Raw genomic sequence first — 12,956 nt, 5'->3', positions numbered from 1 at the left:
GACAGTTCTGGCGCGTTACCCGCCCGAACCATCCCATACCGGGTCATATCACGGCCGATAGAGACGTCGCTTTGCGATGTACTGCACCACACCGTCCGGCACCAGGTACCAGACCGGCTCCCCTCGGGCGACCCGGGCCCGACAGTCCGTCGACGAGATCGCCATGGCCGGCACCTGCACCAGGCTCACCGTGTCGGCCGGCAGGTGCGCGTCGGTCAGCTCGAATCCCGGCCGGGTCACCCCGATGAAGTGGGCCAGCTCGAAGATCTCGTCCAGGTCCTTCCAGGAGAGGATCCGCTCCAGCGCGTCGGCTCCGGTGATGAAGAACAGCTGCACCTTCGAGCCGTACTCGGCGTGCAGGTCGCGCAGGGTGTCGACGGTGTAGGTGGGCCCGCCCCGGTCGATGTCGACGCGGCTGACCTGGAAGCGCGGGTTGGAGGCGGTGGCGATCACCGTCATCAGGTAGCGGTCCTCCGCCGGGCTGACCGGCTCGTCCGCCTTCTGCCACGGCTGGCCGGTGGGGACGAAGACCACCTCGTCCAGCCCGAACCGGTCCGCCACCTCGCTGGCCGCGACGAGGTGCCCGTGGTGGATCGGGTCGAAGGTGCCGCCCATGATGCCGACCCGCCGGATGTCTTCCTCCACCCCGTGATCCTAGGCCGGGCGGAGCCGGCGGTCCCCCGGGGTCGCCCGGCCGTCCCGTCCGCCGGACGGCGTCAGGCCGCCGCCGCGGCGACCGCCGTCCGGGCGACGAGGGCGCGGCGCAGGTCGTCGTCGGCGTCGGTCACCACCCGGCGCAGGCCGGGGGTGACGTCGTCGCGGGCCAACAGCGCTGCGGCCGCTTCCCGGGTGGGCTGCGCCACGGCGTAACGGGGGAAGGCCAGCTTCGCCACCTGCTCGGCCACCCAGGGCGTACGCGACCGCGCGGCGGCCGGCATGTCGGCGAAGTAGCGCGCCACGTAGCCGACCGTCAGCTCGGCCTGCTCGGGCTGCCAGAACCCCTCCGCGGTCGCCTCGACGAGCCGGTTGGACAGCTCGGTGTTCGACACGACGATCTCCCATGCGGTCTGCTTGGCGGCCGGATCGGGCAGCGCCGCGCGGCAGCGGGCGGCCCGCTCGGCCCCGGCGGCGCTCGGGTCGGCCGTGGCCTCGGCGGCGATCTCCGTTGCGCCGGCCGCCCCGAGCACCACCAGCCGGAGCAGCAGCGCCCAGCGCAGCTCGGCGTCGACCGCCAGCCCCGGTGGGACGTCCCGGCCGGCGAGCCAGCCGGCCAGGCCCTCCGCGTCGGTGCTGGCAGCGATCCAGCCCCGGGCCGCCGCGAGCTGGAGCGACCCGCCGGCCGCGGCCCCGTCGAGCAGTCTCCGGCAGGCGGCGGCGAGCTGCGCCAGGGCTGCCTCGCGGGCGGGCGGGTCGAGGTAGCGGTCGACCAGCGAGCGGCTGAGCGCGAGCACGTCCTCGGCGATGATCACCTCGGTCTCGGCGGGGAGGGCGGCGGCGACCAGGGCGGCCAGGCCGGCGACCGGACGTTCCCCGTCGATGGCGGCGTCCAGCGCCTCGCCCCAGAGCAGCGCCCGGGCCAGCGGGTCGGCCAGGCCGGGCAGCACCAGCGCAACGGCGTCCGCCGAGGCGGGATCGAGCCGGATCTTGGCGAACGTCAGGTCGCCGTCGTTGGGCAGCAGCAGCCGGGCCGCCGGCTCGCCGACCAGCCCGGTCAGCACCGTCCGGCCACCGTCGGCGTCCGGGTCGAGGTCGACCTCCGTCCGGACGACCGTTCCGTCGGCGGCGTACCGGCCGACGCCGATCCGGTGCGGGCGCAGCACCGGGTACGCCCGGGGGGCGCTCTGCCCGATCGCCACCTCGGTGTAGCGGCCGTCGGCGTCGACGGTGACCTCGGCGCGCAGCGTGTCGACCTGCGCCGTACGCAGCCAGCGCTCCGCCCAGCCGGACAGGTCGCGCCCGGCCGCGCCGGCGAGGCTGCCGAGCAGGTCGGCGAGGGTGGCGTTGCCGAAGCGGTGCTTCGCGAAGTGGGCGTTGAGGCCGGCGAGGAACGCGTCGTCGCCGAGCCAGGCGACCAGCTGCCGCAGCACGCTGGCGCCCTTGGCGTACGAGATGCCGTCGAAGTTGAGCAGGCCCTCGGCGGCGTCGGTGACCTCCTCGGGTGCCACCGGGTGGGTCGAGGGGCGCTGGTCGGCCGCGTAGCCCCACGCCTTGCGCCGCAGGGCGAAGGTCGTCCAGGCCTGCCCGAACCGGGTCGCCTCGGCGGTCACCCGGGTGCCGAGGTACTCCGCGAAGGACTCGTTCAGCCACAGGTCGTCCCACCAGCGCATGGTGACCAGGTCCCCGAACCACATGTGCGCCATCTCGTGGGCGATGGTGGTGGCGCGCTGCTCCCGCTCGGTGTCGGTGACGGCCGAGCGGAAGACGTAGTCGTCGCGGAAGGTGACGAGGCCCGGGTTCTCCATCGCGCCGGCGTTGAACTCCGGCACGAACGCCTGGTCGTACTTGCCGAACGGGTAGCGCTCGGCGAAGAGCTGGTGGAACCGGTCGAGGCACTGCTTCGTGACGGTGAGGATCTCCTCGGCGTCGGCGTCCAGGTGCTCCGCGAGCGAGCGCCGGCAGTAGACGCCGAGCGGGATGCCGTCGTGCTCGTCGCGGCGGACGTGCCAGGGGCCGGCGATCAGCGAGACGAAGTACGTGGCCAGGGGTTCCGTCGGGGCGAACTCCCAGCGCCCGGGACTCGGGTTGGCGGCGAGCTGGCCGTTGGCCGCGACGACCCAGTGCGGCGGGGCGGTGACCGACAGGGTGACCGGGGCCTTCAGGTCGGGCTGGTCGAAGGCGGCGAAGACGCGCTGCGCATTGTCCAGGAACGACATCGCGTAGAGGTAGGTCTCCCCGTCGGCGGGGTCGACGAAGCGGTGCATCCCCTCACCGGTGTTCGAGTACGCCATCTCGGCGGAGACGGTGAGCGTGTTGGCCTCGGCCAGCCCGGTCAGCGGCAGCCGGTTGTCGTCCAGCGTGGACGCCTCGACGTCGCGGCCGTCGAGGCGTACCGCCAGCAGGTTTGCCGGCTGGATCTCGACGAAGGTCTCCGCGCCGGGGACCGCCCGGAAGCGGATGGTGACGTCGGAGCGGAAGCGCTCGCCGTCGCCGGTCAGGTCGAGGTCCACCTGATAGGACTCGACGGTGATCGCCGCGCCACGCGCGGTCGCCTCTACACGGGTCAGGCTCGGCATCCGCTTATCCTGCCCGATGGGGAACCGTACGTGTCTCCCCCATGACCCGTGGCACTGGAGGATTGAACGATGGCTTCGCACCCCAAGGGCGACTTCGACCTTTCGCGGGCGGTCTGGCAGCGGGCCGAGGGCGACACCTCCGACAGCGCGGTGGAGGTCGCCTTCGTCGACGACCTGATCGGCATGCGCAACTCCGCCGAGCCGGACGGCCCGGTCCTGGTCTTCACCCAGGCTGAGTGGGACGCCTTCGTGGCCGGCGCCCAGGACGGCGAGTTCGACCTGGATTGACCTCGTCCGCCCCGCCCGACCGGTCGGCCGGGCGGGGCGTCGGGGTCGGTCGGGGTGCGCCCGCTCACTCGCCCGGTGGCCGGGGTCGCACCCGCCTGGCCACGGCCGACCAGAGCCGGCCACCGAGCCGGGTCCGTTTGATCCAGCGCAGTCGGGCGACCGCGCCGCCGGCCGGCTGCCGCTGCTGCGGGGGTGCGGTGATCCGGGCGTACGCGGCGCCGGTGGCGGGGCGGGTGGTGCCCGGTTCGAGCCGCTCGGAGGCGAGCGCCAGCCAGGTGAACTGTTGCAGCGTCCGCTGGTCGGGCCGGCCACCCCGGGCGGCGGTCCGGAGCGCCTTCTCCACGGCTGGCCGGCGCACGAGGTGGGTCAGCGGGCCGTGCGCGGTGTCCAGCAGCTCGGCCATGGCCTGGAGGCCGTCGCCCTCCCACACCCGGGCGGCGGTGGACGGGCCGGTGGAGACGCTGACGAACGGGACCTGCGCCCACTCGGGCACCAGCCGTGCGATCAGCCCGGTGTGCATGAGCCGCTCGCGCTTCTGCCCGGGCGTCAACGCGAACGTGGCGGCGACGAAGCCGGGAGAGAGGAACGGGGTGACCATGCCGATCGCGTACGCCGAGGTGTACCAGCGGCGGACCCGTTCCACCAGGTAGATGTAGTCGACCAGGCGCAGGTCGTGCAGGCCGAGCCCGCTGCCGTGGTCGAGCAGGCCGCCGATGCGCTCCCGCTCGGCGGTGGCCACGGCCGGGTCGGCGACGCCCGCCGGCACGGCGTTCAGCAGCCGGGCCACGGCGGTCTCCTGCGGGGACGGCTCGCCGTCGTCGTCGGTGGGGGGATACCAGTATTCGGTGGCGAGTTCGCCGGCGGCACCGGTGAACGTGGCGGGGCTGGCCTGGTCGACCAGGCGTTCGGGACCGGCGGGGCGCACCAGGTAGCTGGAGGGGAACTGGTGGTCGGTGAGCCGTTGCAGTCGTCGGGCCCGCTCGTGCAGGCCGGTGCCGAGCACGTTGGCGCGCGCCCCGGCGAGCCGGAGGGTGTGCTCGGGGTGCAGCCCCCGCTTGTCGCGCAGGATCCGCACCAGCTCGCGGGCGACCTCGCCTTCGGCCCGGGTGTCCTCGTTGGTGAGGAAACGGGGGGTCCGGCCGGCGGCGATCAGCGACGCGGCGATGAGACGGGAGTCCTTCCCGCCGGACAGCCCGAGGGTGATGTCGTCGTCGTAGAGGCCGTGGATGCTGGTCGCGGTGGTCGTGATGGCGTCGGCGGCCAGGTCCAGCAGCTCGCCGACCGGCCGGTCCTGCGCCGCCAGCCCGTCGCGTACGACGTCGTCGGTGGCGTATCGGGTGGTGGTGACGAGTTCCCACCCGCCGCCGTCGCGCCGGTGGCCGGTCACCCGCTCGCCGGGGCGCAGCAGCCGGGCCCCCGCCACCGGGGAGCTGTCGCCGCCGAAGTGCCCGCAGAGGGTGTACGACGCCCAGCCGGCCAGGTCGGGCCGCAGGTCGCCGTGCAGGAACGCGGCCAGCAGGCCGGGGCGGGTGCAGAAGGCCGTCAGGCCGCCCGACGCGCCGGTGAAGACCCGGCACATGCCGATCCAGTCCTGTTGCAGGGCGAAGCGCCCGGCCTCGTCGAGGGCCAGCAGGCCGAACGGCGGCACCACCTCGCGGTGCACATCCTCGCCCGCCAGCAGGCGCCCGCCCAGCGCCGCCGGGCCGCCCGTGACGTCCACCCCCACAGGCAGCCCGAGGGAGACGGCGGTGACCGGCCCGACGGTGTCGACGGTCGGCCACCGGTAGGGGCCCTGGTCGCTGCGGTGCAGGACGGTCACGCCCCAGTCGTCGGCGCCGAATTCGTGTCGTACGAAAGTGTCGGGCACCAGGTCGGCGACGGCCGTTCCAAAGCGTTGCCTGGCGGCGCTCCGGGCGCTGTCCGACAGATTGTCGTCAGCGAACCAGGCCAGCATCACGTGCATGTGCGATTCCCCCGAACTCGCCGGATCGGATGTGTCCGTCCAGAGGGGAGTTAACCTCCCCGTTACCTGGCGCGGGTGCCTCGGTGAACAAACGAGGCACTTCCGGCATTGGTGATTGGGGGCAACCTTTCGGCACCGACAGCGGCGCGGATCGGGCCGATAAACAGCCACAAAACCGACGCATGTCGAAGAGGTTGCTCCGGAACGGAATTTGAGATCAGTTCCTCAAGAAGCGGGTTCCTCGTCCGGATGAGCCACGGCGCAATTCCCACGGAAGCTATTTCCGTGCGTTTGGCGAATCGCACCGCAAGGGTGCGGCCGGGCCGAGCCGGGCGCCGATTGGGGTTCAGTCGCCGTCGCCCCAGCCGAGCCCGCCCGGTCCCGGGGCGTGGTGGAAACCGGGGTGGTTGGCGACGTCGGCGCAACGCTCGCCGTCCGGGCCAGCAGCGCCGCAGAACAGCCGCTCGGCCTGCTGCCACGCCTCGGCCGGTGACAGCGCCGACGCACCGAGGGCCACCTCGGGTCGGAGCACGCTCAGCGCCTCCGCGTAGCCGACGGCCAATTCGCGGGCCGACGCCAGGTCGGGGGCGGTGAAGCCGAGGTGCACCGTGAAGAACCGCCCGGGCCGGGCCGGCCGCCGCGTGGCCGTGATCAACGACGTGCCGGCGACATCCCGGGCCGTGCCGAGCGCCTCCCGCGCCTGCCGCTGCCGCCAGTACGCGGGCCTGTTGTCGCGCATGCGTCCTCCCCGTGACGATCGTGGGCGGCCCGCCTCCGGTGGGCCGCCGGTGGTCCGTCCCGACGGTTCGCCGGCGATCTGCCGCCGGCCACCCCTGCGGACCGCTCCCCCGAGGAAACCAGCTCTCCGCGTCCCTGGGAGGGGCCAGGGAACGTGGCGCTGCCTGGCCCCTCCCCCGCACGTCGCGCCGTTCACCCCGGACCGGCGACCCGGGCGGCGGGGTTCAGGCACGCCGGCCTGGGTAGACGCAGAGGCACGGACAGGATCCGGCCGGCGACGGCCGCCACCCCCGGTCAGGAGGTCCGATGGCCATCATCCCGACGGAGCGCAGCCCGGACAGCTCGGTGGCGTTCCTGCGCGACGGCTACCGCTTCGTCGGCCGGCGCTGCGAGCGCCACGGTACCGACATCTTCCAGGCCCGGCTGATGCTGGAGCCCACCATCTGTCTGCGCGGCCGGCCGGCGGCGGAGCTGTTCTACGACCCCGAGCGCTTCGTCCGGGCGGGCGCGATGCCCAAGCGGGCGCAGCGCACCCTGACCGGCCGGGGCGGCGTGCAGGGCCTCGACGGTGCGGAACACGCCGACCGCAAGGCCATGTTCATGTCGATCATGACGCCGGCCGCGGTCCGGCACCTCGGGCAGCTCTTCGACGACGAGTGGCGGGCCCGCGTCCCGGCGTGGGAGGCGGGCGGGCCGGTGGTGCTCCACGACGAGATCGGCCGGATGCTGACCCGCACGGTCTGCGCCTGGGCGGGCGTACCGCTGGCCGCGTCCGAGGTGCACCGGCGGACCGCCGAACTGCACGCGATGATCGAGGGGCCGGCGGCCCTGGGCCCCCGGCACTGGCGCGGCCGGTGGGGCCGCCGCCGGGGCGAACGCTGGATCGGCCAGGTCGTCGAACGCGAGCGCATCGGCACGCTCCCGGCCCCCGGAGGCAGCGCGCTGCGGGTGATCGCCGAGCACCGGGACGCCCGGGGACGGCTGCTCCCCCGCCGGATCGCGGCCGTCGAACTGCTCAACGTGCTGCGCCCCACGGTCGCCGTCGGCCGTCTCGTCGTCTTCGCCGCGCTGGCCCTGCACGACCACCCGACCTGGCGGCAGCGGGTCCGCGAGAGCGACGAGGCCACCGAGAGCTTCGTGCAGGAGGTACGTCGCTACTACCCCTTCTTCCCGGTGGCCGCCGCCCGCGTGCGCCGCTCGTTCGACTGGCAGGGCTACCACTTCCCGCGGGGCCGGCGGGTGCTGCTCGACCTGTACGGCACCAATCACCACCCGGCACTCTGGCCGGAACCGGAGCGCTTCCTGCCGGAGCGCTTCACGGGCTGGCGGGGCGACCCGTTCGCCCTCGTCCCGCAGGGCGGCGGCGAGCACCTGACCGGGCACCGCTGCGCCGGCGAATGGATCACGATCGAGCTGGTGAAGCGGGCGGTGACGAACCTGACCACGACGATGCGCTACGACGTGCCGCCGCAGGACCTGGCGCTGAGCCTGCGCCGGATGCCGGCGCTGCCGCCGAGCGGATTCCTGATCACCGGCGTCCGCCGCACGGCCTGAACGGCACCGCCGACGTCCGCCGGAACACCATCGTCGACGTCCGTCGCCCGGCCCGGACGCGGTACCGCCCCGGGTGGCCCGGCCGGCCTCCCGGGGCGGTACGGTCGCGGACGCTCAGGCCGGGTGCAGGACGGTACGCAGGCAGCCGTCCTCCTTCTTCTCGAACATCTCGTAGCCCCGCGCGCCCTGCTCCAGCGGCATCGGGTGAGTGGCCAGGTAGCCGGGATCGATCTCGCCGGCCGCCATCCGGTCCAGCAGCATCGGGATGTAGCGCTGCGCGTGCATCTGCCCCATCCGCAGCACCAGCGCCTTGTTCATCGCCGCGCCGAGCGGGAACTTGTCCACCAGGCCGGCGTAGACGCCGACGATGCTCACCGTCCCGCCCTTGCGGCAGGCCATGATCGCCTGCCGCACGGAGGTGGGGCGGTCGGTCTGCAACCGGACGCTCTGCTTCGCCTTGTCGTACGCGTACACCGGGCCGACGTCGTGCGACTCCATGCCGACGGCCTCGATGCACGCGTCCGGACCCCGGCCGGCGGTCATCTCCCGCAGCGCCTCCAGCACGTCGGTCTCGGCGTAGTTCACCGTCTCCACGCCGAGCCGGTCGGCGGCCGTGGCGAGCCGCTCCGGCAGTCGGTCGATCACGATCACCCGCTCGGCGCCGAGAAGTTGCGCCGACCGGGCCGCCATCTGGCCGACACCGCCCGCGCCCCAGACGGCGACCACCTCGCCGCCCTTCAGCGCGCAGAAGTCGGCGGCCATCCAGCCGGTGGGCATCGCGTCGGAGGCGAACACGACCGAGTCGTCGGGCACCCCGTCGGGCACCTGGAACGCCCCGACGTCGCCGAAGGGCACCCGGACGTACTCGGCGTGGCTGCCGGAGTAGCCCCCGGCGGCGTGCGAGTAGCCGAGGATGCCGGCCGGCGAGTGGCCCCAGAGCTTCTCGGTGAAGACCGGCTGCGGGTTGGAGTTGTCGCAGAGCGAGTACTGCTCGGTGCGGCAGTACCAGCAGCCGCCGCAGGCCACCACCGAGCCGACCACGACGCGGTCGCCGACGCGCAGCCGCCGTACGCCCGGGCCCGTCTCCACGACCTCGCCCATGAACTCGTGGCCCAGGACGTCGCCCTCCCGCATCGCCGGCAGGAAACCGTTGATCAGGTGCAGGTCGGAGCCGCAGACGCTGCTCACCCCGACCTTGACGACGACGTCGCCCTCGGCGCGGACGCGCGGCTCCGGCACGTCGCGTACGGCCAGCTTGCCGACGCCTTCCCAGCAGAGCGCCCTCACGCCCGTCCTCCCGTCGTCAGTCTGTCGCGGAGCTTGTCGGTCGCCTTCTCCTGGGCCGGCCCACGCCCCGACGGGTCGCGCCGGGTGTCGATCACCTGGCCGCACTCCACCAGCGCCTTCACCCGCCGCAGCGTGTCGCGCAGCCCCTGGTCCGGGTCGTCGCCGCCGAACAGCCCGAACGCCCGGCGCAGCGGCCCCGAGCGCCACCGCAGCTCGGCGCGGACCTCCGTGCCCCGGTCCCGGGGCGCGGGCGTCAGCCACACCGTGCCCTCCTGCTCGGGACCGTCGGTGACCCGCCAGCGCAGCCGCCCGGGTCCCTGGACGGTGATCTCCGCCCGCCACTCGGTGCCCCCGCCGGCGGGGTCCAGCGCCACGCAGCGCCACCGGTCGTCGTCGAGCTGCTCCAGGGTCGCCCAACCGGCCAGGGCCCGGTCCATCCGCTCCCGGTCGGTCCAGAAGCCGATCACCGCCGCCGCCGGCCGGTCGATCGTCACGCCCCGCCGCACCACGTACCAGCCGTCGCGGCGCTCGGGCTGGTGCCGGTGCCGCCGACGGGCCACCGCCCGGCCGACACCGGCCACGGCCACGGTGGTGGCACCGAGCAGCACCCACCTCGTTCCGTTGCTGGTCATCACTTCTCCTCCACCCGGGCGCCCGGGGATGGACCACCCGCACCGGTTGCGCTACCCGGGACCATCCGGCCGAAACGACGCGTCGGTTTGGTCGGCCGATAACCGGGCACCTGCTGCGGGCACCCCCATCACCACCGGGAGGCACCGTGTCCTTCGACGCCAGCGAGTACGGCCGGCACGCCGCGGACGTCTACGACGAGACGTACGCGCACCTGACACCGGACGCGGCGGTGCAGCGCCTCGCCGAGCTGGCCGACGGCGGCCCGGTGTGCGAGTTCGGCATCGGCACCGGCCGGCTGGCCCTGCCGCTGGTCGCCCGGGGGCTGACGGTCGCCGGGATCGAGGGTTCGCCGGAGATGGCCGCCGGGCTGCGCGCCAAACCCGGCGGGGACGCGGTGGATGTGGCCGTCGGCGACTTCGCCGAGACCCGGCTGCCCGGCGAGTTCGCCCTGGTGGTGCTCGCGTTCAACACGATCTTCGCGCTGCCGGACCAGGCCGCCCAGGTGGCCTGCTTCCGCAACGCCGCCGCCCACCTGCGCCCCGGCGGGCGGTTCGTCGTCGAGGCGTGGGTGCCCGACCCGGGTGCCTTCCGCGCCGGCGGCGCGCTGCGCCCGGTGCGCGTGGCGGAGGACGTGGTGCTGTTGGAGGCGGCCCTGCTGCACCCCGCAGAGCAGCGGATGACCACCACGAAGGTCCGGTTCACCAACGGCGGGGTGCACCTGCTGCCGGCCAACCACCGCTACGCCTGGCCGGCGGAGCTCGACCTGATGGCCGAGCTGGCCGGGCTGCGCCGCGAGCACCGCTGGGAGGACTGGACCGCCCGGCCGTTCACCGACCACAGCCGCGAGCACGTCTCCGTGTACCGCCGGCCGGAACCGGCGTGAGCGCGCCGGCCCGCCCACCCGGCGCCGCGCCCGGAGACGGCGACGGCACGACCGGAGACAGCCGCGGCACGACCGGAGACGGCGGCGCCGCGACCCACGGCGGCGGCACGACCCGAGACGGCGGCACGACCGCCTTCGACGGCGGCACGGCCCCGCCGCCGCGCGCCGGACGGTGCCGGCTTCCCGTGGCGTACGTGCTGCCGCTGCGCTGGACCGACGACGCCGGGCTGGCCGAACTGACCGGCTACCTGCGGCGGCTCAGCGCCCTGGTCGACGTGACCGTGGTGGACGGGTCGCCGCCGGAGGTGTTCGACCGGCACGCGCGGGCCTGGCCGGGGCTGGCCCGGCACCTGCGGCCGGATCCCGCCCTGCGCGGCGTCAACGGCAAGGTGACCGGGGTGCTCACCGGCGTCGGCGCGGCCCGCCGCGAGCACGTGGTGATCGCCGACGACGACGTCCGGTACGACGAGGCGGGGCTGCGCGCCGTGCACCGGCTGCTGGACCGGGTGGACCTGGTCCGGCCGCAGAACTACTTCGACCCGCTGCCCTGGCACGCGTGGTGGGACACGGGGCGCACCCTGCTCAACCGGGCGCTGGGCGCCGACTACCCCGGCACCCTGGCGGTACGCCGGAGCACCTTCCTCGCCATGGGCGGGTACGACCCGGACGTGCTCTTCGAGAATCTGGAGCTGATCCGCACGGTGCGCGCGTACGGGGGCACCGAGGCGGCGCCCGCCTGGCTGCACGTACGCCGGCTGCCGCCCGACACCGCCCACTTCCTGCGCCAGCGGGTCCGTCAGGCGTACGACGACCTGGCCCAGCCGGCCCGCCTGGTCGCCTCACTCGCGGTCCTGCCCGCGCTGGCGGCGGCGGTCGCGTACCGGCGGCCGGGGCTGCTGGTCGGGGCGGCCGCCACCACGGTGGCGCTCGCCGAGGCGGGCCGGCGCCGGGGCGGGGGTGCCGCGGTCTTCCCGCCGGCCACCGCCCTGGCGGCTCCGCTCTGGGTGCTGGAGCGCGGCGTGTGCGGCTGGCTCGCCGTCGGCCGGCGCCTGCTCCTCGGCGGGGTCCGCTACGCCGGCGGCCGGGTGCGCCGCGCCGCCCACTTCGAACGCACCCTCCGCCGCCACCTGCGCTGAGTCCCCGTGCCCGCGCCGGTACGCGCCCGGGACGCACACGACAGCTCGCGGCCACTCCCCGGAGGATGCTCCGGGAGTGGCCGCGAGCTGCGGCGTACGGTGACCGGGCTGGTCAGTACCGCACCTGTTCGCGGGACTGCTGCGCCTGGCCCTTCACGTCGTGCGCGGCCGAACGGCTGTCGTCCTTGACAGCGTGCACCGCGTCCTGGGCGGTGGAGCGGACCGAATCGGTGGCGTGCTGCGCCGGCTCGCGCAGGTCCTCCTTCAGTTCGTTGGCGACCTCGCCCAGCTTCTCCTTCACGACCCCGGCGTGCTCGCCGGCCTTCTCCTTGACCTGCGACGCCATCTGCTGCTCGCGGCTGGTGGCCGGGATCAGCGAGGAGGCGAGCCAGCCGACGCCGAAGGCGATCAGGCCGGCGGCCAGCGGGTTTCCCTCGGACTTCTGCCGGATGACGCGCGGGGCGCGCTGCGCCGCGTCGCTCACCGTCGAGGCCGCCGAGTGGGCCTTGTCGTTCACCGTCGAGGCCGCCGAGGAGGCGTGACCGCCCACCGCGTGGGCGCCGTGCTTGGTGTTGTGACCCAGGTCGGAAGCGGTTCCCATCACCTTGTCCCTCACATTCTCCAGTGCGTTGCGGGCCCGCTGCTTGCGGTCGTCGACGATGCGGGCGGGGCTGACCTTGTACGCCAGCGCGTCCACGTCGGAGCTCAGGTTGCTCCGGGTGGCTTCGATCTCCCGGCGGATCTGGTCGGGGTCGGTGCTCATCGGGTGACCTCCTGCGGGTGGGGCTTGAGCGCGTCGGGGATGCGCTGCACGCTGTCGTTGGTCTGCTTGAGGCCGCGGATGTGCTCCGCGCTCTTCTTGGCCTTGGCGTAGAGGACCGCGGCGATCGCGCCCCAGATGACGGCCACGATCAGCGCCGCCCAGCCGGCGTCCATCACGTTGGACAGGCCGGCCCAGAGGGCCAGCGAGAGGAAGAGCGCCACCATGTAGCCGCCGAAGCCGGCGCCGCCGAAGAAGCCGGCGGTCTTGCCCGCCTTCTTGCCCTCCTGGCGGATCTCGGCCTTGGCCAGCTCGACCTCCTGGCGCATCAGGGTGGACAGGTCGCTGGTGACCTGGCGCATCAGCTCACCGATCGAGCTGCCCCTGACCTCGTCCGCGTCCTGGGGGTGGTAACCGGAGTCCAGCCCCGCCCCCTGCGTCGGCATGCTCATGCCGTCGCCTCCCTTCGGGTGGTTCGTAG

12 protein-coding genes are annotated in these 12,956 nt (G+C 74.2%); 4 read left to right on the top strand and 8 right to left on the bottom strand.

Annotated elements, in window-relative coordinates:
• Positions 1–48 precede the first annotated feature (48 nt).
• Positions 49–645 carry a nicotinate-nucleotide adenylyltransferase gene (nadD, locus tag KBX06_RS20390; protein WP_210837513.1) on the bottom strand — a complete coding sequence of 199 codons (597 nt, stop codon included), beginning with the start codon at positions 643–645 and terminating at the stop codon, positions 49–51.
• A 71-nt stretch (positions 646–716) separates the two neighbouring features.
• Complete coding sequence (gene pepN, locus KBX06_RS20385) at positions 717–3,233, bottom strand: aminopeptidase N (protein ID WP_210837511.1); 2,517 nt, start codon at positions 3,231–3,233, stop codon at positions 717–719.
• A gap of 69 nt (positions 3,234–3,302) precedes the next feature.
• On the opposite strand from pepN, the gene KBX06_RS20380 reads away from it, so the two are divergent.
• Positions 3,303–3,521 carry a DUF397 domain-containing protein gene (locus KBX06_RS20380; RefSeq protein WP_109899781.1) on the top strand — a complete coding sequence of 73 codons (219 nt, stop codon included), beginning with the start codon at positions 3,303–3,305 and terminating at the stop codon, positions 3,519–3,521.
• Between the two features lie 64 nt (positions 3,522–3,585).
• Here the strand turns inward: KBX06_RS20380 and KBX06_RS20375 are convergent, their stop codons facing one another.
• Together KBX06_RS20375 and KBX06_RS20370 are read right to left on the bottom strand one after the other, a co-directional pair.
• Complete coding sequence (locus KBX06_RS20375) at positions 3,586–5,484, bottom strand: hypothetical protein (protein WP_210837509.1); 1,899 nt, start codon at positions 5,482–5,484, stop codon at positions 3,586–3,588.
• Positions 5,485–5,830: 346 nt separating this feature from the next.
• The gene (locus KBX06_RS20370) at positions 5,831–6,223 is read right to left on the bottom strand and encodes a hypothetical protein (protein ID WP_210837507.1); all 393 of its coding nucleotides are present in this window, start codon (positions 6,221–6,223) and stop codon (positions 5,831–5,833) included.
• A 305-nt stretch (positions 6,224–6,528) separates the two neighbouring features.
• On the opposite strand from KBX06_RS20370, the gene KBX06_RS20365 reads away from it, so the two are divergent.
• Positions 6,529–7,776 (top strand): cytochrome P450, encoded by a 1,248-nt coding sequence (locus tag KBX06_RS20365; RefSeq protein WP_210837505.1) that lies wholly within the window; start codon positions 6,529–6,531, stop codon positions 7,774–7,776.
• Between the two features lie 114 nt (positions 7,777–7,890).
• Here KBX06_RS20365 and KBX06_RS20360 read toward each other — a convergent pair whose 3' ends face one another.
• Both KBX06_RS20360 and KBX06_RS20355 read right to left on the bottom strand, forming a co-directional pair.
• On the bottom strand, positions 7,891–9,063 hold the full coding sequence (locus KBX06_RS20360; protein WP_210837503.1) for a zinc-dependent alcohol dehydrogenase: 1,173 nt from the start codon (positions 9,061–9,063) through the stop codon (positions 7,891–7,893).
• A complete protein-coding gene (locus KBX06_RS20355) occupies positions 9,060–9,695 on the bottom strand; it encodes an SRPBCC family protein (protein WP_210837501.1) in 636 nt (211 codons plus the stop codon). The genes KBX06_RS20360 and KBX06_RS20355 overlap by 4 nt, the downstream gene beginning before the upstream one ends.
• 146 nt (positions 9,696–9,841) lie before the next feature.
• Here KBX06_RS20355 and KBX06_RS20350 point away from each other — a divergent pair, with 146 nt between their 5' ends.
• Entirely contained in the window at positions 9,842–10,579 is a 738-nt protein-coding gene (locus tag KBX06_RS20350) for a class I SAM-dependent methyltransferase (RefSeq protein WP_307854696.1), read from the top strand.
• Entirely contained in the window at positions 10,576–11,715 is a 1,140-nt protein-coding gene (locus KBX06_RS20345) for a glycosyltransferase family 2 protein (protein ID WP_247686327.1), read from the top strand. The genes KBX06_RS20350 and KBX06_RS20345 overlap by 4 nt, the downstream gene beginning before the upstream one ends.
• 112 nt (positions 11,716–11,827) lie before the next feature.
• Here KBX06_RS20345 and KBX06_RS20340 read toward each other — a convergent pair whose 3' ends face one another.
• Together KBX06_RS20340 and KBX06_RS20335 are read right to left on the bottom strand one after the other, a co-directional pair.
• Positions 11,828–12,478, bottom strand: coding sequence for a DUF3618 domain-containing protein (locus KBX06_RS20340; RefSeq protein ID WP_210837499.1), 651 nt, complete (start codon positions 12,476–12,478; stop codon positions 11,828–11,830).
• Positions 12,475–12,927 (bottom strand): phage holin family protein, encoded by a 453-nt coding sequence (locus KBX06_RS20335; RefSeq protein WP_210837497.1) that lies wholly within the window; start codon positions 12,925–12,927, stop codon positions 12,475–12,477. The genes KBX06_RS20340 and KBX06_RS20335 overlap by 4 nt, the downstream gene beginning before the upstream one ends.
• Positions 12,928–12,956: the final 29 nt, after the last annotated feature.

The organism is Micromonospora sp. C31, assembly GCF_018070575.1.
Classification (GTDB): domain Bacteria; phylum Actinomycetota; class Actinomycetes; order Mycobacteriales; family Micromonosporaceae; genus Micromonospora.
This window is presented reverse-complemented; position numbering and strand designations above follow the sequence as displayed.

Excerpts from the sequence above, each read along its gene's own strand:
- KBX06_RS20370 (WP_210837507.1), bottom strand. The coding sequence starts at position 6,223 with ATGCGCGACAACAGGCCCGCGTACTGGCGGCAGCGGCAGGCGCGGGAG.
- KBX06_RS20340 (WP_210837499.1), bottom strand. The coding sequence starts at position 12,478 with ATGAGCACCGACCCCGACCAGATCCGCCGGGAGATCGAAGCCACCCGG.
- KBX06_RS20380 (WP_109899781.1), top strand. The coding sequence starts at position 3,303 with ATGGCTTCGCACCCCAAGGGCGACTTCGACCTTTCGCGGGCGGTCTGG.
- KBX06_RS20375 (WP_210837509.1), bottom strand. The coding sequence starts at position 5,484 with ATGCACGTGATGCTGGCCTGGTTCGCTGACGACAATCTGTCGGACAGC.
- KBX06_RS20355 (WP_210837501.1), bottom strand. The coding sequence starts at position 9,695 with ATGACCAGCAACGGAACGAGGTGGGTGCTGCTCGGTGCCACCACCGTG.
- KBX06_RS20335 (WP_210837497.1), bottom strand. The coding sequence starts at position 12,927 with ATGAGCATGCCGACGCAGGGGGCGGGGCTGGACTCCGGTTACCACCCC.
- pepN (WP_210837511.1), bottom strand. The coding sequence starts at position 3,233 with ATGCCGAGCCTGACCCGTGTAGAGGCGACCGCGCGTGGCGCGGCGATC.
- KBX06_RS20365 (WP_210837505.1), top strand. The coding sequence starts at position 6,529 with ATGGCCATCATCCCGACGGAGCGCAGCCCGGACAGCTCGGTGGCGTTC.